24 protein-coding genes are annotated in these 24,876 nt (G+C 71.2%); 12 read left to right on the top strand and 12 right to left on the bottom strand.

Going from position 1 to position 24,876, the window contains the following annotated elements:
* Positions 1-47 precede the first annotated feature (47 nt).
* Positions 48-2,570, top strand: a complete 2,523-nt coding sequence (locus BLR04_RS22125) for a polysaccharide lyase family 8 super-sandwich domain-containing protein (RefSeq protein ID WP_245740412.1) — start codon at positions 48-50, stop codon at positions 2,568-2,570.
* Here the strand turns inward: BLR04_RS22125 and BLR04_RS22120 are convergent.
* From BLR04_RS22120 to BLR04_RS22100, 5 genes are all read right to left on the bottom strand, one after another.
* Complete coding sequence (locus BLR04_RS22120; RefSeq protein WP_090768523.1) at positions 2,548-5,943, bottom strand: ATP-binding protein; 3,396 nt, start codon at positions 5,941-5,943, stop codon at positions 2,548-2,550. The genes BLR04_RS22125 and BLR04_RS22120 overlap by 23 nt on opposite strands.
* On the bottom strand, positions 5,940-6,569 hold the full coding sequence (locus BLR04_RS22115) for a hypothetical protein (protein WP_090768520.1): 630 nt from the start codon (positions 6,567-6,569) through the stop codon (positions 5,940-5,942). The genes BLR04_RS22120 and BLR04_RS22115 overlap by 4 nt, the downstream gene beginning before the upstream one ends.
* Entirely contained in the window at positions 6,569-7,417 is an 849-nt protein-coding gene (locus tag BLR04_RS22110) for a hypothetical protein (RefSeq protein ID WP_090768517.1), read from the bottom strand. Before BLR04_RS22110 ends, BLR04_RS22115 begins: the two co-directional genes overlap by 1 nt.
* A complete protein-coding gene (locus tag BLR04_RS22105; RefSeq protein WP_090768807.1) occupies positions 7,414-7,899 on the bottom strand; it encodes a DUF4365 domain-containing protein in 486 nt (161 codons plus the stop codon). The genes BLR04_RS22110 and BLR04_RS22105 overlap by 4 nt, the downstream gene beginning before the upstream one ends.
* Before the next feature lie 78 nt (positions 7,900-7,977).
* The gene (locus tag BLR04_RS22100; protein ID WP_090768514.1) at positions 7,978-8,892 is read right to left on the bottom strand and encodes an SDR family oxidoreductase; all 915 of its coding nucleotides are present in this window, start codon (positions 8,890-8,892) and stop codon (positions 7,978-7,980) included.
* A gap of 129 nt (positions 8,893-9,021) precedes the next feature.
* Here BLR04_RS22100 and BLR04_RS22095 point away from each other — a divergent pair, with 129 nt between their 5' ends.
* Complete coding sequence (locus BLR04_RS22095; RefSeq protein WP_245740411.1) at positions 9,022-9,996, top strand: DUF418 domain-containing protein; 975 nt, start codon at positions 9,022-9,024, stop codon at positions 9,994-9,996.
* On the opposite strand, the gene BLR04_RS22090 is transcribed toward BLR04_RS22095, so the two are convergent.
* Positions 9,993-10,748 (bottom strand): class I SAM-dependent methyltransferase, encoded by a 756-nt coding sequence (locus BLR04_RS22090; protein ID WP_090768509.1) that lies wholly within the window; start codon positions 10,746-10,748, stop codon positions 9,993-9,995. The genes BLR04_RS22095 and BLR04_RS22090 overlap by 4 nt on opposite strands.
* 74 nt (positions 10,749-10,822) lie before the next feature.
* Between BLR04_RS22090 and BLR04_RS22085 the strand changes: the two genes are divergently transcribed.
* Complete coding sequence (locus tag BLR04_RS22085) at positions 10,823-11,392, top strand: CGNR zinc finger domain-containing protein (protein WP_090768506.1); 570 nt, start codon at positions 10,823-10,825, stop codon at positions 11,390-11,392.
* Between the two features lies 1 nt (position 11,393).
* On the opposite strand, the gene BLR04_RS22080 is transcribed toward BLR04_RS22085, so the two are convergent.
* The 3 genes from BLR04_RS22080 to BLR04_RS22070 all read right to left on the bottom strand — a co-directional run bounded on the left by BLR04_RS22080 (position 11,394) and on the right by BLR04_RS22070 (position 13,255).
* Positions 11,394-12,338 (bottom strand): D-2-hydroxyacid dehydrogenase family protein, encoded by a 945-nt coding sequence (locus BLR04_RS22080; RefSeq protein WP_090768503.1) that lies wholly within the window; start codon positions 12,336-12,338, stop codon positions 11,394-11,396.
* Between the two features lie 173 nt (positions 12,339-12,511).
* Positions 12,512-12,877, bottom strand: a complete 366-nt coding sequence (locus BLR04_RS22075) for a ClpX C4-type zinc finger protein (RefSeq protein WP_090768501.1) — start codon at positions 12,875-12,877, stop codon at positions 12,512-12,514.
* Between the two features lie 18 nt (positions 12,878-12,895).
* The gene (locus tag BLR04_RS22070) at positions 12,896-13,255 is read right to left on the bottom strand and encodes a hypothetical protein (RefSeq protein WP_143022140.1); all 360 of its coding nucleotides are present in this window, start codon (positions 13,253-13,255) and stop codon (positions 12,896-12,898) included.
* 335 nt (positions 13,256-13,590) lie between these two features.
* Between BLR04_RS22070 and BLR04_RS22065 the strand changes: the two genes are divergently transcribed.
* The 9 genes from BLR04_RS22065 (at position 13,591) to BLR04_RS22025 (ending at position 21,776) form a co-directional block, all read left to right on the top strand.
* The gene (locus tag BLR04_RS22065) at positions 13,591-15,408 is read left to right on the top strand and encodes a glycosyltransferase family 2 protein (RefSeq protein WP_176903221.1); all 1,818 of its coding nucleotides are present in this window, start codon (positions 13,591-13,593) and stop codon (positions 15,406-15,408) included.
* Between the two features lie 77 nt (positions 15,409-15,485).
* Positions 15,486-16,499, top strand: a complete 1,014-nt coding sequence (locus BLR04_RS22060; RefSeq protein WP_090768492.1) for an energy-coupling factor ABC transporter permease — start codon at positions 15,486-15,488, stop codon at positions 16,497-16,499.
* Positions 16,500-16,502: 3 nt separating this feature from the next.
* The gene (gene cbiQ / locus BLR04_RS22055) at positions 16,503-17,258 is read left to right on the top strand and encodes a cobalt ECF transporter T component CbiQ (protein WP_090768489.1); all 756 of its coding nucleotides are present in this window, start codon (positions 16,503-16,505) and stop codon (positions 17,256-17,258) included.
* Entirely contained in the window at positions 17,240-17,998 is a 759-nt protein-coding gene (locus BLR04_RS22050) for an energy-coupling factor ABC transporter ATP-binding protein (protein ID WP_090768486.1), read from the top strand. The genes cbiQ and BLR04_RS22050 overlap by 19 nt, the downstream gene beginning before the upstream one ends.
* 91 nt (positions 17,999-18,089) lie before the next feature.
* Positions 18,090-18,428 (top strand): STAS domain-containing protein, encoded by a 339-nt coding sequence (locus BLR04_RS22045; protein WP_090768483.1) that lies wholly within the window; start codon positions 18,090-18,092, stop codon positions 18,426-18,428.
* 47 nt (positions 18,429-18,475) lie between these two features.
* Entirely contained in the window at positions 18,476-19,249 is a 774-nt protein-coding gene (locus BLR04_RS22040; RefSeq protein ID WP_090768480.1) for an SDR family NAD(P)-dependent oxidoreductase, read from the top strand.
* A 6-nt stretch (positions 19,250-19,255) separates the two neighbouring features.
* Positions 19,256-20,020: a crotonase/enoyl-CoA hydratase family protein gene (locus tag BLR04_RS22035; RefSeq protein WP_090768477.1), complete on the top strand. Its 765-nt coding sequence runs from the start codon at positions 19,256-19,258 to the stop codon at positions 20,018-20,020.
* 208 nt (positions 20,021-20,228) lie between these two features.
* Complete coding sequence (locus BLR04_RS22030; RefSeq protein ID WP_218129107.1) at positions 20,229-21,041, top strand: alpha/beta hydrolase; 813 nt, start codon at positions 20,229-20,231, stop codon at positions 21,039-21,041.
* An 84-nt stretch (positions 21,042-21,125) separates the two neighbouring features.
* Positions 21,126-21,776, top strand: coding sequence for a rhomboid family intramembrane serine protease (locus tag BLR04_RS22025; RefSeq protein ID WP_090768471.1), 651 nt, complete (start codon positions 21,126-21,128; stop codon positions 21,774-21,776).
* On the opposite strand, the gene BLR04_RS22020 is transcribed toward BLR04_RS22025, so the two are convergent.
* The 3 genes from BLR04_RS22020 to BLR04_RS22010 form a co-directional block, all read right to left on the bottom strand.
* Positions 21,773-22,354 (bottom strand): TIGR00645 family protein, encoded by a 582-nt coding sequence (locus tag BLR04_RS22020; protein WP_245740410.1) that lies wholly within the window; start codon positions 22,352-22,354, stop codon positions 21,773-21,775. The two genes, BLR04_RS22025 and BLR04_RS22020, sit on opposite strands and share 4 nt — an antisense overlap.
* A 94-nt stretch (positions 22,355-22,448) precedes the next feature.
* Positions 22,449-23,558, bottom strand: a complete 1,110-nt coding sequence (serC, locus tag BLR04_RS22015) for a phosphoserine transaminase (protein WP_090768467.1) — start codon at positions 23,556-23,558, stop codon at positions 22,449-22,451.
* Positions 23,559-23,714: 156 nt separating this feature from the next.
* Positions 23,715-24,821: a citrate synthase 2 gene (locus BLR04_RS22010; protein WP_090768464.1), complete on the bottom strand. Its 1,107-nt coding sequence runs from the start codon at positions 24,819-24,821 to the stop codon at positions 23,715-23,717.
* Positions 24,822-24,876: the final 55 nt, after the last annotated feature.

The following is a 24,876-nucleotide window of genomic DNA, read 5'->3' as shown; positions in this document are numbered from 1 at the left end:
ATATGTAGGTGAATGTAGGCATACCCCCCACCGGCCTGGAGGCCGCAGTGCCGTCCCTTTCGCGCCGTCATGTCCTCTCCCTGGTTCCCGCCGCCGGCCTGCTCGCCGTGCTGCCGCCCGCCCGCGCCGCCGCGGCGAACGACCACGCGCGGCTGATCGCCAACGCCGTGTCCGTGTTCGCCGGTACGCCCGAGGTCAACGCCCGTCCTGAGGTGGCGGGGAAGCTGGCGGCGATCGTCCGTACCGCCAGGCAGCGGCTCGCGGCGCGGGAGGGGGCGGGCACGGAGGAACTGTTCGCCGGCGTACGGCTCGGCACGGACGACGCCAACCTGCGGCTGTCGTACCAGTACCTGTACGAGATCGCGCTCGCCACCCGAGCCCCCGGCAGCGAGCTCGAAGGCGACGCTGACGCCCGAGGAAAGGTGATCGACGGCCTCGAGTGGCTGCACGAGCGCTACTTCGGCGACCAGTCGGCGGGCTACTACGGCAACTGGCACAGCTGGGAGATCGGCATCCCCACGCACGTCACCAGGACACTGGCGCTGCTCGCCGAACCGCTGCGCGACGAGCGCCCCGGCCTGACCGCGACGTACGTCGCCTCGATGGACGCCTACCTGCGCAACGGCGAGAACGGCGACGTCGACCTCGACTCGCGCTTCCACACGGGGGCCAACCTGGCCGACATCACCGGCAACCGCATCCTCCAGGGCGCGCTCACCGGCGATGACGCCCGCATCGGCAAGGCCGTCGCAGACCAGGCGACCGTCTTCGCCACCATCGACCCGTACCACCTGCGGCACGGCGTCGCCGACGGCTACTACCCCGACGGCTCGTTCATCCAGCACCACTCGGTGGCCTACACCGGCTCGTACGGGCGGGCCCTGCTGACGCGCGTCGTCCAGACGCTCAAGATGCTCGACGGCGCGACCGGCGCGGGCACGTCCGAGCTGGCCGGGGTGGTGTACCGGTGGATCTCGGACGGGTTCGCCCCGCTCATCTTCGAGGGCTGGATGATGGAGATCGTCAAGGGACGGGCGGTCTCGCGCACCACCACCGGCTACACCGACGTCGGCGTGGTCGTGGAGGCCGTCGCCGACCTCGCCGACCACGTCGGCGGCGACGAGGGGACGGCGCTGCGCAAGTACGCCAAGTTCCTGCCGGCCGCCGACACGACCGCGTTCGTCTCGCCCGGCAGCATCGCCCGCTACCAGGCGATCCGGGACGACGCGACCATCCCGGCCGCCGACCTGAACCCTGCCCGGCGGTCGGTGGCGTACAACGCCATGGACCGGAACGTGCACCGGCGTCCCGGTTACGCCTTCGCCCTGGCCCGCAGCTCTGATCGCATCAGCAAGTACGAGTACATGAGCGGCGAGAACCTCATGCCGTGGTTCCAGGGCGACGGGGCCCACTACCTCTACCTGTCGGGGGAGGACCAGCGGGAGGTCTTCGGCGTCGACTACTACACGACCGTCTCGCCGTACCGGCTGGCCGGGGTCACCGCGCCGGTGGAGGAGCGGCGCACGGTGCCCGAGCTGTACGGCCGTCAGTGGTACGAGAACCCCGGCCACCCGCTCGGCTTCACCTCGTCGTCGGAGTCGCAGAACGCCTACGTGTACTTCCCGCTCGCGCGCAACGCCTTCTCCGGCGGCGCGACGCTCGGCGCGTACGGCGTGGCCGGGATGGTCCAGTCGGACGACGCCGCCTACGCCGCCAAGCAGGAGGGCATCCTGCCCGACGACTTCGTCGTCTACCGGAACGCCCGGGTGACCAAGTCGTGGTTCATGCTGGACGACGAGATCGTCGTGCTGGCCGCCGACATCTCCGGACAGGGCGGACGGGCGGCGACCACCACGGTCGACAGCCGCATCGCCGCCCCTGCCGACGAGGTCGCCGTCGCGGGCGCGCGCTGGGACGGCGGGCCATGGCGTCCTGGCGACACCGCGCCGCCGCGCTGGCTGCGCTACGCGAACACGACCCGCCGCACCTCGATCGGATACGCCTTCCTCACCCGGCAGCCGGTCGAGGCGGGCGTGGAGGAGGTGACGCGCAGCCGCAGGGTCGTCCGCGCGTCCAACCCCGACACCCCGGTGACCAAGAACGTCTTCACCGCCGCGATCACCCACCCGGCGGGCGGGAAACGCGAGTCGGTGGCGTACGCGCTGGTGCCGAACGCCACCGAGGAGCAGCTGCGCCGCTACGCGGACGGCCCGCTGACGGTGCTCGCGAACGACGGGCGCGTCCAGGCGATCAGGCACGCCGGGCTCGGCATCGTCGCCGCGAACGTCTTCGCGGCCGGACGGCACCACGCCGGACCCGTCGAGATCGACGGCCCTGCCTCGGTCGTGGTGCGGACGACGGGACGGCGGACGGAGGTGGCGGTGTCCGACCCGACGATGGACCGCGACCACGTCACCGTGGTGTTGCGCGGCGCCCCTCTCCGGGTGGACGCGGCCGATGACGGGGTACGCGTACGCCGCGTCCCTGGCGGCACCGAGCTCCGCGTCACCACCCACCACGCCCACGGCCACACGTTCACGGCCACCTTCAGCGCGACGCCCGCTGGATGATCTCCTCCTCGGTGAGCGGGTCGGCGGGGTGGTGGCTCAGGCACTGCGGGGTGCGCAGCAGCACCTCGGGGACGCCGTCGCTCGCCGCGTAGAACTGCCCGGCCTCGAGCCGTCCGACCCGCTCCGCGCGGCCGCCGCGGGCGCGGGCCAGCTCCTGGACGACGGTGATCTGCGTCGGGCTGTTCAGCCTTCCCACGAACTGGGTGGTGGCGTTGCCCGCGATCTGGTTGTGCAGACCGCGGGGCGCCTGGGTGGCGAAGACCAGGCCGAGGCCGTACTTGCGGGCCTGGGAGGCGAGGGTCAGCGTGCTGGCCAGCGCTTCCGTCCTGGACGCCGCCGAGACGAGCGTCTGCGCCTCGTCCATGACGTACAGGCCCTTGAGGGGACGGTCGCGCGCCGGGTGCCGCTTGATCCAGGAGAACAGCGCCATCTGCAGCTGGTTGACGAAGCCCGGCCGCGCGTCGGGGTCGAGGCCGGCGAAGCTGATGACCGAGACGCGGGCCCGCCTGCCCGGCGCCGGGGTGAGGAGCTGGGCCGGGTCCACCGGCTCGCCGTCGCCCGCGAACAGCGGGTCGGTGATCGTCGCGGCCCTCAGGAGCTGACCCAGCTCGGCGGCGATCACGTCCGCCCGGTCGATCTGGCTCGCCTCGAACGGCAGCGCGCCCAGCATGGCGAGGAACGCAGGGAAGCCGCGTCCGCCCGCGCGGGCGAAGTGTTCCAGCGCCTCGCGGAGCACCGCCTTGCCCTTGCGCGCCTTCGCGGTCGCCCCGCTCACGGCGGCTCTCGGCGCGAGGGCCTCGAGGGCCAGGCCGATGGCCGACTGCAGCTCGTCGGGGTCGTCGCGGACGGCCGCGAAGTCCGGCAGCGGCTGGAAGCTCAGCGGGCGTCCGCGGGAGCGTCCCGGCGTCCAGATCACGACATCGGTCTCGGCGAAGTAGCGGGCCGCCCTGACGGCGTCGCCCTCGCCCCACGCGGCGGGCGGTACGGGCCAGGGGTCGCCCAGGCGGGCGAGGTCGTTGTTGGAGTCGAGCACGATGGACGAGACGCCGTGCAGCGCGCACTCCTCGACGAGCCGGCGCAGGAACACGGTCTTGCCCGACCCGGAGCCGGCGAAGACGGCGGTGTGGCGGGTCAGGGTGCTCAACTTCAGCTCCACGTCCGCCCCGGTGTCCAGCCGCCGCCCCACACTGACCGTGGCATCCCCACCCCCGGAGGACGTCCCTCGGGAGAGGTCCGTGCGGCTGGGAGTCGCCGTTCGCGAGAGGTCCGCGCCGCCGGGGTCCGCCGCTCGGGGGAGGTCCGTGCGGTCCGAGGCTGCCGCTCGGGGGAGGTCCGTGCGGTCCGAGGCTGCCGCTCGGGGGAAGTCCGTGCGATCCGAGGCTGCCGCTCGGGGGACGTCCGTGCCGCCCGGGTGCGTCAGCCGGGGCGCGTCCGCGGACATCCCCCGCGGAGCGGGGGATCGGCCCTGGCGGGCCTGTGGTTGTGCGGCGGGTGCGTCCGCGTGCGGTGGTGCGGGGGTGCGTGCCTTTTGCGGGGCCCGCTCGGGCGGTGCGGTGGAGTGCAACACCGTCGGGCCGAGGACGCAGGTGAGGAGTTCTGTGCCGCCGGCGGGCCGCCGGGAGCGGAGCCAGGCGTCGAACTCCGGGTCGCGTTCGGCCATCATGAGCCGCAATGCCTCGAAGACCCGCAGGTCGCCGGCCCGTACCGTGAGTGACTGCCCGCCGTGCTCCTTGAGCTGCGCCATGCGCGCCCGGGTCGCAGGCCCGTCGGACCAGTCCTGGTTGCGCAGCACGACGAAGCACCGGTCGGGCCGGTCCTGGCCGAGGCCCGACGCCTCCATGCCGTCGGCCAGTCGCTTGAGCGCCGCGGCGTGGTGACGCGCGCCGATCACCCGGAAGGTCCAGTGCCGCTGCTCCTCGGAGTCGGGGGCGAGTGCCTGGCGCAGCCGGGCGTGCAGGGCGGGCCTGCGGCCGGGCAGCGGGTCGACGGAGAACAGCCGGCCCGCGTCCCCCTGCTCCTTGACCCACGCTCGCAGCCCGGCGGCGAGCAGCGCGGGGGCGAGCTCGTCCTCGTGCGCGGGGTCGAACGCGCCGGACACCTCGGCCTGCGCGAGCAGTTCGGTGAAACGGGCGTCGAGCCGGGCGAGGTCCGCGTCATCAGGCTGCCGTTCCTCCTTGTCCACGCGGGCGAGGGACCCGCTCAGGTCGAACCGTTGCAGCAGGCGGACCTCGCCCTTGGCGAGGCACGTCTCGACGTGGGCGCTGATCGACCGGAGCAATGTGCGTGGCGTGCGGCCCGGCGCCGTGTCGAACGCGGCGGTGGCGATCGGCCAGCACGGGCTCGGCGGGGCCCAGCCCGCCTCGGAAAAGGCCACGGCGAACCGCCGCTCGACCAGCGTACGGGCGATGTCAGGGGTCGCGATCGTGGTGAGGATCAGCGACTTGCGGAACCGGTCACGCACCGTGCCGATGGCGTGTTTGCTGATCATCGTCCAGGAAGAAGGCAGGCAGGCGACGAGGCAGAGGGTCCGTCGGGTCGCGTGCACCAGTGCCATCAGGCCGCTCGCGAGCTCGTCCAGCATGTCCCCGCGCGGCTCGGCGGAGGACGTACGGGAGTGCTGCAGGATCGCGTCGATCTGGTCGACGGCGATGACGCTCGGACCGGTCAGGGCGAGCACGGTGGACAGCTCGACCGCGATCTCGTGGGGTGCCTTGACCGCCTTGCTCATGCCGCAGGCCTGGCGGTCGCCCTCCTCGGCCTCCTCGGTCGACATCAGGTGGTCGAAGGCGACGTCGAGTGCGGGGCCGGTCGCGGCGGCGTAGAGGGCGAGCGCCCTGATGGTGTCACGGCACCGCAGCAGCCCGCGGTCCCTGGCCAGCAGGCCGTTCACCAGCGCGTCCAGGTCGTCGCGGTCTAGGCCCTTGCCGAGGTCGACGGCGGCGTTCACCCGCTCGCGGACGCCCGCGAGATCGGCCAGGCGGCGCAGCGCCACCATCGCCTGGATCGGCGCTCCCGGCCCGCCCGCGGGACGGCCGAGGTCCTCGACCATCGCGCCGGCCGTCCGCTTCCAGAAGTCGTCGCCCGCACTGAAGTCCACGAGGAAGAAGTAGCCGCCCGCCTCGGCGATCGCGCCCCTGACCCACCCGAGTAGGTGGGTCTTGCCGGCGCCGCCCTCTCCCTCGATCACGACCCCGAGCGGGCTCGTACGGGACGCGGCGGCCGCCTCCTCGATGCCCTCGGCGATCAGCCGTTCGGCCCGCGGGTGCATGGCGTCGACGTGGAAGGGCGGCGGATTCCAGGCGTGTTCGGCGGTCGTCGCCCAGGTGAGCACCCTGGAGACGGCGCGCAGCGCGCGCTCCTCGGTCTCGTTCATCGCGCCTCGATCGCCAGCAGGTGCTTGCTGACCCCGCTCACCACGACGGCCGCCTCCCGGTCGGCGTCGGTCAGGGTCTTCTGGTCGGCCTCCGGCACCAGGTGGACGTCCGGCAGCCGTTCCATCTGGCGCAGCGTCTCGTCGACGGCCTCGCGCGGGGCCCCGCCGAGGTGCGGGCGCAGCCGGGTCAGCAGCACCCAGTCCTGCGGCTCGCGGGCGAGCCGCCAGTACGCCTCCCGGATCGTCCCGGCGAGGTCGTTGTCATGGGAGGGCGTACGGGACTTCATGACGAACTCGGCGAGGCTCAGGTCCGTCGCGTCGAGGTAGCTCTTCAGCAGCCCGAGGACCTGGTAGAGGGTGCGGCCGAGCGATCCGCCGCGCGCGGGCGCGGCGCCTTCGAGCTCGTCGACGCACCAGCCCCAGCCGTCGTCGGTCAGGGTGTGGTGGTACGTCCTGCCCTGCCTGTCGCTCGTGACGAGCCCGAGCCCGTTCACGCGCCTACGTGCCGGCCCGTCCAGCGCGTAGCCGATGCGGTCCTTGAGCTCGGTGTTGGACGCCGACCCGCCGAGCGTCATCAGCCCGAGCAGCAGGGCCCGTTCCCGGGTGCCGAGGGCGGTGGTGGTCATCAGATCTCCTTGGTGACGGGGTCGAAGCCGGGGGACGGCTCCTCGCCGATGAGTCCGGTCTGGTGCAGGCGGCGGAGCCGGTGGGCGACGCGACGCAGCAGCAGCCCCGTACCGGCGGGGAAGACGACCGATCCGGCTGGTACGGCCGAGGGCAGCCCGCGCGCCCAGCGGAAGCCCACCTCGAAGGGGGCCTCGGCGTCGGAGCCGGCGAACCGGGCCAGCGCCGCACACAGGTCGGCCGAGACGCCCTCGCCGACCAGACGGTCGAAGACGGCGATGTCGCCGGTCGCGTCCATCTCGGCGACGGCCTCGCGCAGCAGCAGCGTCGCGCGCCGGAGCAGGATCAGGGTGCGCCGCCCCAGCTCGTCGTCGTGCACGGGGACGCGTACGGTGAGGAGATCGCTCGGACCGATCCACACGCGGCCGAGCAGCTCGCGGACGGCCCTGGGCGGGGCCCCTTCGAACACCGGCCGGGGCCTGTCGAAGGCGGCGCGGGCCGCCGCGCCGAGGACGGTCTGGACGCCGCCGAGCGCCGCGGTCGCGTCCAGCAGCCCGGCCCGCCCACCCGGCGGGGCAACGGGGGAGCGGTACCAGTGGACGTCGGCCATGGGGGCGCCGATGTCGGCGGCGATCTCCTCCCGGGAACGTTCCTCGACCCGCGCCAGCACGGCGACCAGCTCCCTGATCCGCCGGGGCGCGTCGACAAGGTCCGGCTTCTCGGGGACGAGCAGCTCGTGGCCGCCGCCGTGGTCCCAGACGGCCGCGCCCCTCCAGCTCTCGGGCCGGCGACTCCAGCCGGTGGCGGCCAGGTAGCTGCTGATGTCGGCGGCCGACAGCGCGCCCGTCATGCGGACCGCCCGGCGAGCTCGCGTAACGAGCGGGCGGTGAGGACGTTGCCCAGCGGCACGCGGACGGTCGTCGGCCGTGTCGCGCTGGGGGAGGCGATGGGCTGTTCGTCCTCGAACCCGCGGTGGTAGCAGAGGCGGCCGAGGGTCAGCCCCTCGGTCCGCACCTGCGCGTAGCGGTCGCCCTCCTGCGGCACCACGACGACGAACAGGTGACGCGGGACGAGGAACGGGCCTTCGACGAGCTCGTTGTAGGCCACCTCGTCGAGGCCGCTGAAAAGCAGGTCGGGCCCTTGGTACGACGGAGTGGCGCACGACATGACGCGCACGTCGATGGCCGGCGAAGCCAGGTATCCCGATTTTTCGGGATAACGGAAGCCGAGTAATCCGTCATCGTCCTCGTACACGCGGACACCGGCCGCCGCGGCCAGCGCCCTGACGTACTGTTCGGCGAACGTGTCCTGATGGTTCCGCTGGTCCAGCACGCAGGTCTCCCTCGCCACAACCACCCGATCCGCAACGCAGGGTATCGGGCGAATCGTCGGAGGAAGAGCCCTTTTGGGTCAGCGGTAGCCGGTGGTGTCGGCGGGTTTGCCGGGGTCCTGGACCTCCACCAGGTAGCGCCAGCAGTCCGGCTGTGAGCCGTCGACGTCCGTGAAGCCGTACTCGAGGGCGAGTTGCCCGCTCGACAGCGACCGGCCGGTCCAGCGGGTGACGTCCGGGTCGGCGGCGAGGGCGCTGACGGCCCGGCCGACGTAACGGGGGCTCTCCGAGATCGCGAAGTGCGGCTCGCGGGCGGTGGCGTCCCGCCAGTTCTCCTCGCCGACCCCGAAGTGCTCGAGCATCATCTCCGACCTGAGCCAGCCGGGGGTCAGCGCCACCGCCGCGCACCCGTACGGACGCAGCTCGTGCGCCTGCGCGAACGCGAGCCGCAGCACGGCGCTCTTGGCGTGGTCGTAGAAGAAGGAGACGCGGTAGTTGCGGTCGTTGTACTCCTTGGTGCCGTCGGTCATCTCCACGACCAGGCCGCCCGGGTTCCTGATGACCAGGGGGAGCGCGTAGTGGCTGGTGACGACGTGCGTGTCGATCGCGAGCCGGAGCAGCCGCAGGCCGCCGGCGAGGTCGTGCTCCCACAGCGGGGCGTCCCACTCGGCGAGCCGCTCGCCGCCCCAGATGTCGTTGACCAGGACGTCGAGGCGCCCGTGGTCGCGGTCGATCCGGGCGACGAGGTCGCGCACCTCGTCCGGCACCAGGTGGTCGACCCGGACGGCGATGCCCTCGCCGCCGGCCTCGGTGACCAGCGCGGCGGTCTCCTCGATGGTCTCGGGGCGGTCGTACTCGGATCGTGTCGCGCCGGTGGTGCGGCCGGTCACGTACACGGTGGCGCCCGCCGCTCCCAGCTCGACGGCGATGCCGCGGCCCGCGCCCCGGGTGCCGCCGGCGACGAGCGCGACCTTTCCCTGCAGTGGTCTGTCCATGGCTCCGACGGTAGGCGGGAAAGCCGACAACGCGTGTCATGTTTTCCTGCGGAGAACCGGCCGAAAGTACGGTGACATCCCGACTTTCGGCTCAGGTGGCACGCCCGCGCCGTCCGCAGGATGTTGCGCATGTCATCTGAAAACAGGCTTCGTCCCGCCAGGAGCCGCATCGACGCCCTCGACGTGATCCGCGGGTTCGCGCTGTGCGGGATCCTGGTCGCCAACGTGCGGCCCATCGCGCACGCGAACCCGGACGTGGTGGTGGCCGCCGGGGCCGGCGACGACCCGCTCGCGTGGTTAGGTCTCCTCGTCGACCAGCGGTTCTTCCCGATCTTCTCGCTGCTGTTCGGGGTGGGCTTCTCGCTGATGCTGGAGTCGGCCGAGGGCCGTACGTCCCGGCCGCGGGTGGTGCTGCTGCGCCGCCTGCTGGCGCTGCTGGCGCTGGGCCTCGCGCACATGTTCCTGCTGTGGCGCGGCGACATCCTGACGATCTACGCCGTGGTCGGGCTGGTGGTGCTGCTGCCGTCCACGTGGCTGCCGCGCTGGAGCGTGGCGGCGCTGGCGGGGGTGCTGCTCGTCGTGCCTCTGGCCCTGAGCGCCGGCGGCGTGTCGCTGGTGCCCGGCCTGTTCCTGCTGGGCTCGGCACTGACCAGGTACGGCGTGATCGACAGGATCGAGCACTCCACCCGGGTCCCGGCCCTGCTCGGGCTCGCCTTCGCGGTGGCGGCCGGACCCGCGCTGTGGCTCCAGACCGGCGACTCGTTCACCACGTGGCTCGCCGTGGCCGGCCTGCTCATCGCCGGTGCGTACGTGTGCGCCCTGCTCGTCCTGCTCCGTACCCGGCTGCGTCCCGCGTTGCCGGCCGTCTTCGCGCCGCTCGGCCGCATGGCGCTGACCAACTACCTGAGCGCGACCGTCCTCGTCCTGCTCATCGCCCAGCTGATCGACGGGCCGCCGGAGACGTGGGACACGCTCGTGGTGCTGGCCATCGCCGCCGGCATCCTCACGTCCCAGCGCATCGCCTCAGGCCTGTGGCTGCGTCACCACCGCCACGGCCCCATGGAGTGGCTGTGGCGCTGGGCCACCTGGGGCCGCCGCCCCTAGCCGCGCACGGCGCACAGCAGGCGGTTGTGGCCGCGCTGCCAGAGGGTGCCGATCTCCGTGAAACCGGCCTCACGCAGGGCGCCGACGTGCTGCGACATCAGGCGCGACTCCGAGCCGTGGTGGCCTGCTCCCGCCGTGGTGCGCTCCTCGTCGAGGTCGGCGAGGTCGGGGTCGGCGGCCACGGCCTCCCACCAGGCCCGCCAGTCCTCGGGCGGGTTCGCGCCGAAGGCCCGCTCGGTCGCGCGGTCGTGCACGGCCTGCTGCAGCCGTGCGAGGACGGGCGTGGTGTCGTCGGACTCCAGGTGGTCGCCGTCGAGCAGCAGGCCGCCGGGCCGCAGCACGGTCGCGAGCTCGGCGTACATGCTCTTGAGCTCGGGCTCGGAGAGCCAGTGCAACGCCGTGGTGCTGACGGCGGCGTCGACGGGCCGCTCCAGCCCGAGCTCGCGGGTCCACCCGCTCGTCCGCAGGTCCGTACGGACGAACGTCAACTCCGGGTACGCCGCCCGGCCGAGCCCGAGCAGCAGCGGGTCGGCGTCCACGCTGATCACGGTGGCCTCGGGCAGCCGCGCGAGCAGCCGCGCCGACAGCGAGCCTGGCCCGCAGCCCAGGTCGAGCACCAGGGGGTCGGGCCGGCCGAGCGCCTCGACCGCGTCGATCAGCACGGTGAACCGCTCCTCGCGGTCGGGAAGGTAGCCCTCCTGCTGCTGGTCCCAGCGGGCGATCCACTTCGTCGCGGCATCGTGAGTCAGCACAGCGCGTCTCCAGGTAACTGTCATCTAATATTTGGACAGTTACCAACGTAGGACACGGAGGTGTAACCGGTCAATTGAACTTCAACAGTCACACAGACGGGGTGGTCCGGGTCGCCGTGGCGCTCGTGAACGAACTGACCCCTGGTGAGCGCCGTGGGCGTCCCTTCCCCGCTCCGGCGGACGTCGCCGCGGCGGCCACGGCCGGGCTGCGGGCGGTCCGTCCGGCCTATCGCGAGGTCGGCGCGGACGAGGGCGCCGAGCTGGCCGCGGTGGCGGCGCGGCTGCGCGCGGTCTTCGCGGCGGTCGCCGACGGCGACGTCGACGGCGCGGCCGAGCGGGTGAACGCGCTGCTGGCCGAGACCCAGGCCAGGCCCCTGCTCGAACGGCACGACGGCGAGCCCTGGCACCTGCACTTCCACGGCAGCCCCGGCACCACGGCCGGCGACTGGGCGGCGAGCTGCGCCACCGGCCTCGCGATCGTGCTGGGCGGCGAGTTCCACGACCGCCTCGGCGTCTGTACGGCCCCGTCCTGCGACCGCGTCTACGTGGACGTCTCCCGTAACGGAACCCGCCGGTTCTGCTCGACGGCCTGCCAGAACCGCGTCAAGACGGCGGCCTTCCGGGCCAGGGCCAGAGCGGAATGACTCAGATCAGCACGCGGATCGGCGAGCCGTCGAGGTAGGCGGTGATGTCCTCGGCGATCTCGCGGAAGAACGTCGCGTAGTTGGCCTCGCTGACGTAGCCGAGGTGCGGGGTGGCCAGGACGTTCGGCAGGGTGCGGAACTCGTGGCCGGCGGGCAGCGGCTCCTGTTCGAACACGTCGAGCCCGGCTCCGGCGATGCGGCGCTCGCGCAGCGCGCGCAGGAGGGCGGCCTGGTCGACGATGGCCGCTCGCGAGGTGTTGACCAGGTGGGCGGTGGGTTTCATGAGCGCGAGTTCCCGGTCGCCGACGAGTCCTCGTGTTCGGTCGCCGAGCACCAGGTGGACGGAGACGACGTCGGAGTCGGCGAGCAGGGCGTCCAGGTCGGGGGCGAGCCGTACGCCGTGCTCGGCGGCTCGTTCGGGGGTCAGGTTCCGGCTCCAGGCGAGTACGTCCATGCCGAACGCGTGCCCGATCGCCGCCACCTGCGATCCGATGCGGCCGAGGCCGAGCAGACCGAGGGCGCGGCCGTGCAGGTCGGCGCCGAGGGTGCTCTGCCAGGGGCCGTCGGTGCGCAGGGCGGTCGTCTCGGTCACCAGGTGGCGGGCCAGGCCGAGAATGAGGGCCCAGGTCAGCTCGACGGTCGAGGTGGAGCCGCCGCCGGTGCCGCAGACCGTGACGCCGTGCGCCCGCGCGGCCGCGAGGTCGATGGAGGCGTTGCGCATGCCGGTGGTGGCGAGCAGGCGCAGGTTGGGCAGCCGCTCGAACACCTCGGCGGGGAACGGTGTGCGCTCGCGCATGGCGACCACGATCTCGTGGTCGTGGACGGCGGCCACGAGCTCGTCGGGGCTCGCGAAGTGGTCGCGGAAGGTCGTCACCCGGACCCGGGACCAGTCAGCCAGCCCCAGGGCCACGTCCTGGTAGTCGTCCAGCACGGCGCAGCGCAGCATGACCAGTCATCGTACGCCTGAGACCCCCTGCTCCAGCTCCCCGGGGATGCCCCCGGGGAGCTGGAGCCCGTTCAGCGGGAGGTCGGCGCCGACGGCGGCGAAGCCGCTCAGAACGCGCATTCCTGACCTCCTTGCCGGTATGACGCCTCAGATGCCACAAAGGTTCACGAACATCAGATATCGCTCCTGAACCTCTCCCAGGCGCTCTGCCGCGTCATGCCGAGCGCCGCGCCCACGCGCTCCCAGCTGACGTCGCGCGTGCGCAGCTGCGCCACCCACTCCCGTAGGTTGTCGTCGACCTGAGCCTGCACGGCGGCGATTTTCGGAAGGTGGTCGAGAATCTGCTCGTCGGTCATCGACTCCCACATGGGGAGCCGTGGCTCGCTCGGCTCTGACTGCGCGGTCTCGAGAATGTCATTGCACAGGCCAACGCATTCGTTGCAAATGTGAACCCCGGGGCCGGCGATCACTTTCTCCACGTCGGTGGCCTTCTTGTGGCAGAACGAACAGCGGACGTTGTCGATCCAGGTGTCAGGCATGCCCTGACGGTACGCGTGTCAGGCGGCACCTGACAACCCCTCGATCTGGTCCCGCTCCAGCTGCGCCCGCAGGATCTCCTGCCGCTCCTCGTTGATCCTGCGCAGGATCACCATGTACGCGTTCAGCACCTGGCAGTACTTCGCCCGCGCGGTCTCCAGCTGTTCGCGCAGCTCGCGGGCACGGGCGTCGTCGCCCCGCCCCTCGGCCTCGGTCAGCAGGGCCAGCGCCTCGTCGACGATCTCCTCCGCCCGCACCCGCGTACGGCGCAGCAGAGCCGAGCACTCGTACAGCTCGGCCAGTCGCGCCGAGGAGACGATGAACTCGGCCGTGTGCACGACCGATCCACCGGCCACTTCCCCGCGGAGATCCGATCCCATTTCCCGCCACCTCCCACCTCAAGGTTGCCTAACTGTAGACGCGCGAGCACGGTCTGTGGATCACGCGGAGCGGGCGGTGGGGCCGTAGTGATCCTCGCGGTGAGGATTCTTCTCCCAGGAGGGAAAACCTCCTTCCTGAAACGCATTCGGTGCGGGCTGAATGCGGTAATTGGCGGCTGTGAGAACCGTTATTTGCTGAATGCCGTGATTCTCCGGTGTTAGCAAATCCAAGGGGATGAAGACCTCGGATCCGCCCACGCGGGACCGGCCGCTCGTCACATACTGAAACGGGATGGCGGCGCAACGTGACGGTGGATGTGACGACGATGACGGCGATGTCGACGACAGCGAACGGAGACGACGCGGTTGACGTCAGCGTCGTGATCCCGGTGCACAACTGCCGGCCCTACCTCGACCGATGCCTCACCTCCGCCCTCGTCCAACGGGTGCGCAAAGAGATCGTCGTCGTCGACGACGGCTCCACCGACGGCAGCGCCGAACTTCTCGACCTCTACGCCGAGTACCACTCCGACAGCATCAAGGTCGTCCACGCCCCCGGGGGCGGCGGCGGCGCCGGAGGCCCGCGCAACCTCGGCATCGAGCACGCCACCGGCCGTTACGTCTTCTTCTGCGACGCCGACGACTACCTGGGCCCCGAGGCGCTCGAACGCATGCTCGCCATCGCCGACAGGAACGACTCCGACATCGTCCTCGGCAAGATCGTGGGCCACGGCCGCAGGGCGCCGCAGTCGATGTTCCAGCACAACGCCGACCGCGCGGAGCTCGGCGACAGCACCGTCTACAACAGCCTGAGCTGCTTCAAGCTGTTCCGCCGCGAGCTGCTGGAGCGCCATCGCATCAGGTTCGGCGAGGGCATGCTCATCGGCGAGGACATCCTCTTCACCGCCCACGCGTACGTCCACGCGGGGGTGATCTCCGTGGTCGCCGACTACGACTGCTACCACCTCATGTCGCGGCCCGACGGCTCCAGCATCATGCAGCAGGCCGGCAGCCGTGACCCGCTGGTCTGGCTGACCATGATCCGCGAGCCGATCCGGCTCATGGCCCGGCACGTCCCGCCCGGCCCGCTCCGCGACCACCTGCTGCGCCGGCACTTCAGGCTCGACGTGTTCGCCCAGCTCGGCCAGGTCTTCCTGGAGAGCGACGACGTACGGCGCAAGGACATCGCGCGGGAGGTCGCGGCGCTGTGCGACGAGTGGTACACGCCCGGCGTGCACGAGCGGCTCAGCGCCATCGACCGGCAACGGGCCACCGCGCTCGACGACATCGACCGGCTGGTGCGCCTGGCCCGCATCGAGAACTCCACCGTGCGCCGCCGCCTGACGGGGGTGCGCTGGGACGGCGACTGCCTCGTGGTGACAGGAGCGGCCCGGCTCGCCGGCATCACCAGGGACGACGGCCTGGCCGTGGTGCTGCGCTCCCGCCACGACTCCGCCCGCGAGGTGGTGCTGCCGGCCGAGCGCAAGGGCGCCGAGTTCAGCGTGCGGATCGACGTCGGCGAGCTCGACTCGGGGGTCTGGGACCTGAAGGTGGCGCTCGAGACCGAGGGCGTCATCCGGCTCGGCCGCCTCGGGGCCGAACGCGACACGAGCGTCGGGCGTCCTCCGCCCCGGCTGGTCGGCGGCGTGGCGGTGCTGCCGTACTTCACCCGCGACAACGGCAACCTGAGCATCGACGTGGGCGGGCACGTGGTGGCGGTGCCGGGCGTCGCCCGGCTCGTCCGCACCCGGTGGACGCTCGGGCACCGCCTGCTCGTCGACGGCGAGGTCAGCGTGGCCGGCGCCGTGCCGTCCGCCTCGGCGATCAGGCGCATCGTCTGGCGCGAGCGCAACACCGGCTGCGAGCGCACCGACCGGGTGGTGGCGCTGGCCGGGGGCGGCTTCGCGGCCAGGCCCGCGGTGGGGCGGCTCACGCCCGGCACCTGGGACGCCTATCTGGAGCTGGCGCTGGGCGGGCCGCCCGCCCGCTTCAGGATCGAGACCGGCACCGACGCGGTCGCCCCGCAGCGCAGATGGTGGGCCGCCGCCCTGCTGCGGACGGTGCAGCCGTACGCTACCCCGGGCAAGGGGAGGCTCAGCGCGGTGGTCCGGCGACTGACAGCTGAACGACTGGTGAAGAAGATCGTGCGCTAATTGCCAACAGTATGCAGGTGCAAAGTCTTGGCCTAAAGTGGTGGCGTTAGTCCGTTCTCTCCTTGTGGAGGCTCGCCGTGCACGTACCCGATGGCTTCTTCAACGCGGCCACTTCCCTGTCCGCGGGGGTGGTGGCGGCCGCCGGTGTGGCGGTCTGCCTGCGTGGGGCGCGGCGCGAGCTCGACGACCGCACCGCCCCGATGGCCGGGCTCGTGGCGGCGTTCATCTTCGCCGTGCAGATGCTGAACTTCCCCGTCGCCGCCGGCACCAGCGGCCACCTGCTGGGCGGAGCGCTCGCCGCGATACTCGTCGGGCCGTACACAGGGGTCTTGTGCATGGCCGTGGTCCTGCTGGTGCAGGGGGTGTTCTTCGCGGACGGCGGGCTGACGGCGCTCGGCATCAACGTCACCATCATGGGCATCGTCACCGTGCTGGTCGGCTGGGGCGTCTTCAAGCTGGTCACCGGTCTGACCAGGGGGAAGGTCGTGGTGGCGGCGTTCCTCGCCGCGCTGATCTCGGTGCCCGCCTCGGCGCTCGCGTTCACGCTGCTGTTCTGGATCGGCGGCACGGCCCCGATCGAGGTGGGCGCGGTGGCGGCCGCGATGGGCGGCGTGCACGTGCTGATCGGCATCGGTGAGGCCGTGATCACGGCACTGACCGTCGGCGCGGTGCTGGCCGTCCGTCCCGACCTCGTGTACGGCGCCCGCGGCCTGGCCAAGCCGCTGGTCCTGCGCGGCTCAGCAGGCTCGACCACCGTCGTGAACGAGCCGCAGCCGGTCGCCGCGAGCGGCGGCCTCAAGCCGTTCCTGTGGGGCGGTGTCGGCGTGACGCTGGTGCTGGCCGGCCTCGTGTCCTTCTTCGCCTCCAGTTCGCCCGACGGCCTGGAGGCCGTGGCCGAGACGCACGGCTTCAGCGGCCAGGCGGCCGACCACGCGCTCGGCGGCTCGCCGCTGGCCGACTACGGCGACGTCGGCGGCATCCCCGTCGGCATCGCCGGCATCATCGGCGTCGGCCTCGTGCTGGTCATCGGCGGGCTCGTCGCGTACCTCTCCAGGGGCCGTGCCAAGACCGGCGACAGGGCCAGGGCCTGACACGTGGGCGCAGGTCATCACCATCAGCTCCACCTGCCGGGCGACTCGGTCGTGCACCGGCTGCCGCCGCAGTGCAAGCTGCTCGCGGTGCTCGCCTTCGCCGTCGTGGTGGTGGCCACGCCGCGTGAGCGGTTCTGGGCGTTCGCGGTGTACGCGGTCCTGCTCGCGGGCGTGGCGGTCGTCGCCCGCGTGCCCGCGGCGCACATCGTGCGGCGGATGGCGATCGAGCTGCCGTTCGTGCTGTTCGCGTTCCTCATCCCGGTGATAGGGCTCGGCGAGCGTACGGACGTGCTGGGGCTCTCGCTGAGCGTGCCGGGCCTGTGGGCGGCCTGGAACATCCTCGCCAAGGCCACGCTCGGAGTCGTCGCCTCGATCCTGCTGGCCTCCACGACCGAGCCGCGGGTGATCCTCATCGGCGCGCAGCGGCTGCGGCTGCCGAGCCTGCTCGTGCAGATCGCCATGTTCATGCTCCGCTACCTCGACGTCATCGTGGACGAGATGCGGCGGATGCGGGTGGCCAGGGAGTCGCGCGGGTTCGAGGCGCGGGACTTCCGCCAGATGCCGGTGCTCGCGCGCTCGGCAGGGGCGTTGTTCATCCGGTCGTACGAGCGGGGGGAGCGGGTGCATCTCGCGATGCTGAGCCGCGGCTACACCGGCCAGATGCCGATGATTCACGATATTTCGGCATCCGTAGGTCAGTGGGGTACCGCCCTCGCCCTCCCCGTCCTCGCCCTGGCAGTATGGGCCCTACCGTGGTGAACTCACTTGAAATCCGCCAGCTCGCGTACGCCTACCCGGACGGTACGCAGGCGCTCTTCGGCGTCGACCTGACGATCACGCGGGGCGAGCGGGTGGCGCTGCTCGGCCCCAACGGCGCCGGCAAGACCACCCTCGTCATGCATCTCAACGGCATCCTCACCGCCGGGCACGGCACTGTGGCGGTGGCCGGCACCCCGGTCGCGAAAGACACGCTCAAGGAGATCAGGCAGCGCGTCGGCCTGGTGTTCCAGGATCCCGACGACCAGCTGTTCATGCCCACGGTCCGTGACGACGTCGCCTTCGGGCCGGCGAACGCGGGCCTGCGGGGCGAGGAGCTCGACCGGGTGGTGAAGGACGCGCTGGAGCAGGTCGGCATGCTCGAGTTCGCCGACCGGCCCCCGCACCACCTGTCGTTCGGCCAGCGGCGCCGTGTGGCGGTCGCGACCGTGCTGGCCATGAAGCCGGAGATCCTGGTGCTGGACGAACCATCGTCCAACCTCGACCCGGCCGCCCGCAGGGAGCTCGCGGAGATCCTGCGCTCTCTCGACGTCACCGTGCTCATGGTCACCCACGACCTGCCGTACGCGCTGGAACTGTGCGAGCGCTCGCTCATCCTGTCCGGCGGCGTGATCTCCGCCGACGGTCGCACGCCGGAGCTGCTCGCCGACGACGAGCTGCTGGCGAGCCATCGCCTGGAACTCCCGTACGGGTTCACGATCCCGCAAAGCGATCATGCTTGACGGGTGCTATACCCCGGTTTAGGGCTGTCTGGCCCGCGCATGCCCGCGTTCCGGGGATGTCGAAGTACAGTGGCTCATCGAGGAGGGGCCCATGAAGCTGCGGCTTGCGCGACACGCCCTGGGCGATGCCGTGGTGGTGGCCGTCGAGGGAGAGCTTGACCTGTTCACCGCACCGTTCCTGCGCGACGAGGTGCGTGACGCCATCAAGCAGGACGGCGCCAGGCTCGTGCTCGACCTCCAGCAACTGTCGTTCATGGATTCGAGCGGCCTGTCGGTGCTGATCGAGGCATGGCGGCTGGCGACCGGAGAAGGCGGCGGGGTGTCCCTGGCCGCGCCCCAGGCGCCGGTGGCCCGCATCCTCCGCACCACCGGTCTCGACCGGCGTATCAAGGTCTACGCCGACGTCGACACCGCTGTGGGAGAGATTTAGCCGCCCCGAGTAGAACTTCATTCGGTCTGCGGGTTAGGGTCCGGGATATGGACGTGAACGGATCTGCAGCAATCATCTCCGGCGGTGCCAGCGGCCTCGGTGAGGCCACGGCCCGCGAGCTCGCCCGCGCCGGCGCCACCGTGGTCATCGCCGACCTCAACGAGGAGCGCGGCAAGGCCGTCGCCGACGAGCTCGGCGGCGTCTTCTTCAAGACCGACGTCTCCGACGAGGAGCAGGTGCAGGCGGCCGTCGACGCCGCCGTGGCCACCGGCAAGCCGCTGCGCGTGGTGGTCAACAGCGCCGGCATCGGCTGGGCCGAGCGCACGGTCAACCGTGACGGCAACCCGCACAACCCGGCCTCCTACCGCAAGGTCATCGAGGTCAACCTGATCGGCACGTTCAACCTCATGCGCATCGGCGCGGCGGCCATCGCCAAGACCGAGCCGGCCGACGAGGACGGCCAGCGCGGCGTCGTGATCAACACGGCGTCCGTGGCGGCGCTGGAGGGGCAGACCGGCCAGGTGGCGTACTCCGCCTCCAAGGGCGGCATCGTGGGCATGACCGTGCCGGCCGCCCGCGACCTGGCCGCCATCGGCGTCCGGGTCAACACCATCTGCCCGGGCATCATCGACACCCCGATCTACGGCTTCTCCTCCAACGCCGAGGAGTTCAAGGCCAAGCTCGTGGCTCCGGTGGTCTTCCCGAAGCGCATGGGCCGGGCCGACGAGTTCGCCCATCTCGTACGGTCGCTCGTCGAGAACGACTACATGAACGCCGAGGTCGTCCGCTTCGACGGCGGTATCCGCTTCCAGCCCAAGTGAGGTCCCGTGTCTGACGAAGTGCTCGTCGAAGAATCCGACAATGTGGCAATTCTCACGATCAACCGTCCCAAGGCGCGCAACGCCGTCAACGGGGCGGTGGCGCGGGGGATCGCGGAGGCACTGGACGCGCTGGACGCCCGTCCTGATATTTCTGCCTATGTGCTGACCGGTGCCGGTGGCACGTTCTGTGCGGGGATGGACCTCAAGGGCTTCCTGTCCGGCGACTTCCCTGTCGTGCCTGGCCGGGGGTTCGGCGGGCTCACCGAGGCGCCGCCGAAGAAGCCGCTGGTTGCCGCCGTCGAGGGCTACGCGCTCGCGGGCGGCTTCGAGATGGCCCTCGCGTGCGACCTCGTCGTGGCGTCGTCCGACTCCACCTTCGGGCTGCCCGAGCCCAAGCGCGGGCTCGTGGCGGGCGCGGGCGGCGTCATGCGGCTGCCGCGCCGCATCCCGTACCACGTGGCCATGGAGATGGCGCTGACCGGCGACCACTACCCGGCCTCCCGGCTGCACGAGCTCGGCCTCGTCAACCGCGTCACCGAGCCGGGCAAGGCGCTGGAGGGCGCGCTGGAGCTGGCCAGGAAGATCGCGGCCAACGCCCCGCTCGCGCTGGCCGCGACCAAGAAGGTGATCATCGAGTCGCAGGACTGGTCGCTGGAGGAGATGTTCAAGAAGCAGGGCGCGATCATCAACCCGGTCTTCAGCTCGAAGGACGCCATGGAGGGCGCGGCGGCCTTCGCCGAGAAGCGCGCCCCGGCGTGGAAGGGCGAATGACCCGGACGACCTGACGAACGCAAGAAGAGGCCTCGCCCACCGGCACCGCACCGGCGGCCGAGGCCTCTTTGCGTTCCCGCCCCGCGTCCCGTGACAGCGACCATGCCGAACGCCGCACGAAGCCGCGCCTGAGCGGGGGTGGCGGCTGCCCGGTCCATCGATCACGCCAGTCTTGCCCGCCGCTGCCCTCGATCGAATGAGATGCTCCGTGATCCACCCCGACGTGACCGAACTGCGCGAAGGCTCCCGTCGGCGAGCCGCCGACCGGCCCAAGGGGCCCGAGCTGCACAGCGTGGAGGACGTCCGGGGCCCGGACGGCATCCCCGTGCGCCACTACCGTCCGGCCGAGCAGCCGCGGCCGTTGGTGGTGTTCGCGCACGGCGGCGGGTTCGTCCTCGGCGACCTCGACACCCACGACCGCACGTGCCGGCGCATCGCCGACGCCTGCGACGTCGAGGTGCTGGCCGTCGACTACCGGCGCGCGCCCGAGCACCCGTACCCCGCCGCCGTCGACGACGTGGCCGCGGTGCTGCGCTGGGCGCGCCCGGCGGCGGTGGCGGGCGACAGCGCGGGCGGCTGTCTGGCGACCATGGCGTGCCTGCGACTGCGCGACGCCGGCGACCCCCTGCCCGGCCTGCAGATCCTGATCTGCCCCAACACCGACCTGACGCTCAGCCGCCCCAGCGTCATCGACAAGGGCGCCGGCTACTCGCTCGACGCCGATTTCCTCACCTGGGCCGTCTCCTGCTGGACACAGGACCCGGCGCCCGCCGGCCCTCTGCTGGCGCCTGACCTGCACGGCATGCCCGACGCCATCATCGTGACCGCCGAGCACGACGCCCTGCGCGACGAGGGCGACGCCTACGCCGAGCGGCTGGCGCGGGCCGGCGCGCACGTGACGCACCGCCAGGAGCCCGGCCTGGAGCACGGCTTCATCCAGGGCATGGACCTGGTCTCCGAAGAGGCGGCCGCCGCCCAGCAGCGGCTGTTCGACGACATCGCCGCCCTGATCCACAGATAGGCGAGAGCGGCCTGTCTTCTTTACGCGGGCATACGTTCCCCTGGTTACGGTAAAGAAAGACAAGACGACCTACCGGGAGAGCGCATGAGCGACTATTCGGGTTCGAGGTTCAGGCGCGGAGCCGGGGCCCTCCTGTCCGGCGCGGTCAGCGCGTTCGTCATCGTGGTCGCCATGCTGGCCGTGATGTGGATCGTCGAGGTGGTCGACTTCCTCATCACTCCCGCCTACACGAACCTGGGCGTCCTCGACCGTGAGTTCGGCATCATCGGCTGGCATCCCGACGGGCTCGTCGGCATCATTTTCGCGCCGTTCCTGCACGGCGGCTTCGAGCACCTGATCGCCAACTCGGTGCCGCTGCTGGTGCTCGGCTTCCTGGCCGGGCTGCGCGACGTCGGCAAGTTCCTCTGGGCCACCGTGCTGATCATCCTCATCGGCGGCCTCGGCACCTGGGTCACCAGCCCCGACGTCGTGACCATCGGGGCCAGCGGCCTGGTGTTCGGCTACTTCGGGTTCATCGTGGCCCGCGGCCTGTTCGACCGCAGGCTCCTCGACGTGGTGATCGCCGTCGGCGTGGGCATCGCCTACTACGGCATCCTGGCGGGCCTGCTGCCCAACCAGGAGGGCATCTCGTGGCAGGGGCACCTGTTCGGGCTCATCGGCGGCGTGGTGGCCGCCTGGGTGCTGCGCCGCAGGCGCGAGCTGCCGCCCGCCACGTCGTACCCGTCCCTGAGCTAGAGATGAGCGCGCGTGTGCTCGGCCGGTGACGACGCCAGCAGGCGGTCGATGTAGGCGAGGCCGATGGCCGAGACCACGAACGCCAGGTGGATGAACGTCTGCCACATGATCTTGTCGTTGGGTGTCTCGCCGGCCCTGATGAACGTCTGCAGCAGGTGCACCGACGAGATCCCGATGATGGCGGTGGCCAGCTTGACCTTCAGCACGTTCGCGTTGACGTGCGAGAGCCACTCGGGCTCGTCGGGGTGGCCGTTGAGGTTGATCCGGGAGACGAACGTCTCGTAGCCGCCGATGATCACCATGATGAGCAGGTTGGAGATCATCACGACGTCGATCAGCGCCAGCACGGTGAGCATGACGACGGCCTCGGGCGAGGTGCCCTCGGACGGCGGCGTGCTGTGCAGGAAGACACCGTCGATGAGGTGCCACAGCTCGAGCGCGAACTGGTAGACGTAGACGGCCTGGGCCACGATGAGGCCGACGTAGAGCGGCACCTGGAGCCAGCGGCTGGCGAACATGAGGTAGCCGAGGCTCTTCGGCCGTGCGGTCCCCGGGCCGAACGAGGGGTTGGCGGTCAAGAACGTTCCTAGTCGTGAAGGGACGTGGGGGACAAGGGCAGCAAGAGGCCAGCACCGGCGTCCGGTGCTGGCCTCGATCGGGTGCGGTGCGCCGCTAGAGGCGCTCGACGACGTAGTCGACGCAGGTCGTCAGGGCGTCGATGTCGGCCGGGTCGACGGCCGGGAACATCGCGATGCGCAGCTGGTTGCGGCCCAGCTTGCGGTACGGCTCGGTGTCGACGATGCCGTTGGCGCGCAGCACCTTGGCCACGGCCGCGGCGTCGACGGAGTCGGCGAAGTCGATCGTGCCGACCACCTGCGAGCGGAACTCGGGCGCGGCGAACGGCGTCGCGAAGGACGACTTCTCGGCCCAGCCGTACAGGCGCTGGCTGGAGTCGGCGGTGCGGGACGTGGTCCAGGCCAGGCCGCCGTTGGCGTTCATCCAGTCGAGCTGGTCGGCCAGCAGGAACAGCGTGGCCACCGCCGGCGTGTTGTAGGTCTGGTCCTTCGAGGAGTTGTCGATCGCGATCGGCAGGCTGAAGAACTCGGGCACGAAGCGGCCGCTCGCGGTGATCTCCTCGACCCGGGCGAGGGCCCGCGGCGACATGATCGCGATCCACAGGCCGCCGTCGGAGGCGAAGCTCTTCTGCGGCGCGAAGTAGTAGACGTCGGTCTCGGCGATGTCGACGGGCAGGCCGCCCGCGCCGGAGGTGGCGTCCACGAGCACGAGCGCGTCGTCTGCGCCGACGCGGCTGATCGGCATGGCGACGCCGGTCGAGGTCTCGTTGTGGGTGAGCGCGTAGACGTCGACGCCGTCCTCGGCGACCGCCTGCGGGTGGGTGCCGACCTCGGAGCTGATGACGCTCGGCTCGGCCAGCCACGGCGCCTTCTTGGCGACGGCGGCGAACTTCGAGGAGAACTCGCCGAACGACAGGTGCTGGGACTTCTCGCGGATGAGCCCGAAGGCGGCGATGTCCCAGAACGCGGTGGTGCCGCCGTTGCCGAGGACGACCTGGTAGCCCTCGGGCAGCGAGAACAGGTCGGCCAGGCCGGAACGGACGCGGCCGACCAGGTTCTTGACCGGCTTCTGGCGATGGGAGGTGCCCATGACGCTCGCGCCGGAGGCGGCGAGCGCGGCCAGCTGCTCGGGGCGAACCTTCGAGGGCCCGCAGCCGAAGCGGCCGTCGGCGGGCTTGATGTCAGCGGGAATCACGATGTCAGCCACATAACGGAGCCTACCGACCTGCGGCGATGACCTGTTAAGCGGTCCGGATCCTGAGATCCCTCGACCAGGTGTCAAACACCTCGAAAAGGGGCAAAAACGAACGGCTACCGCAGGCGTGGGGAACGCTCGCGGTAGCCGTCGCGGGGGAGAAGGCGATCAGTACGCGCCGACGACCTCGTCGGCGCCCGGGACCTCGCTCAGGGGGCGAGAGGCCGGGCCGATGTAGTTGGCGCTCGGGCGGACCAGCCGGCCCGTGCGCTTCTGCTCAAGGATGTGCGCGGCCCAACCGGCCGTACGCGCGCAGGTGAACATCGAGGTGAACATGTGAGAGGGGACTTCGGCGAAGTCGAGCACCACAGCCGCCCAGTACTCCACGTTGGTGGCGAGCACACGGTCGGGCTTGCGGGCGTGCAGCTCCTCGAGCGCGGCCTGCTCCAGCGCCGCCGCGACCTCGTAACGCGGAGCGTCGAGTTCCTTGGCGGTACGCCGCAGCACACGGGCGCGCGGGTCCTCGGCACGGTAGACACGGTGGCCGAAGCCCATGAGACGGTTGCCCTTGTCGAGCTCGCCCTGGACGTACTTCTTGGCGTCGCCGAGCTGCTCGACGCCTTCGATCATGTGGAGCACGCGGGCCGGGGCGCCACCGTGCAGCGGGCCCGACATGGCGCCGACGGCGCCGGAGAGCGCGGCGGCCACGTCGGCGCCCGTGGAGGCGATGACGCGGGCGGTGAACGTGGAGGCGTTCATGCCGTGCTCAGCCGCGGAGGTCCAGTAGGCGTCGATGGCCTTGACGTGCTTGGGGTCAGGCTCACCGCGCCAGCGGACCATGAAACGCTCGACGATGGTCTTGGCCTCGTCGACGCGGCTCTCGGGCACCATCGGCAGACCGAGCCCGCGGGCCGACTGGGCCACGAAGGAAAGAGCCATCACCGACGCGCGCGCGAGCTGGTCGCGGGCCTCGTCGTCACTGATGTCGAGCAGGGGCTTGAACCCGTAGGCCGGAGCGAGCATGGCGAGCGCGCTCTGGACGTCTACGCGGATGTCACCCGAGTGGACAGGGATGGGGTACGGCTCCGCCGGGGGTAGACCCGGCTGGAACGTGTTGTCGACCAGCAGGCCCCAAACGTGCCCGAACGGGACACGGCCGACCAGCTCTTCGATGTCGACGCCCCGGTATCGAAGGGCGCCCCCTTCTTTGTCCGGTTCTGCGATCTCGGTCTCGAAAGCTACGACGCCTTCGAGTCCGGGTTTGAAGTCGGACATACTCGGCCGCCTCCCTTTCTTGCCATGTTTCGGCAATGTGATGCCTTGATGTCGA

Source organism: Nonomuraea maritima (assembly GCF_900100395.1).
Taxonomy (GTDB): Bacteria; Actinomycetota; Actinomycetes; order Streptosporangiales; family Streptosporangiaceae; genus Nonomuraea; species Nonomuraea maritima.
Note: the sequence above shows the minus strand (reverse complement) of the source record. Positions and strands in the feature narration are given on the sequence as shown.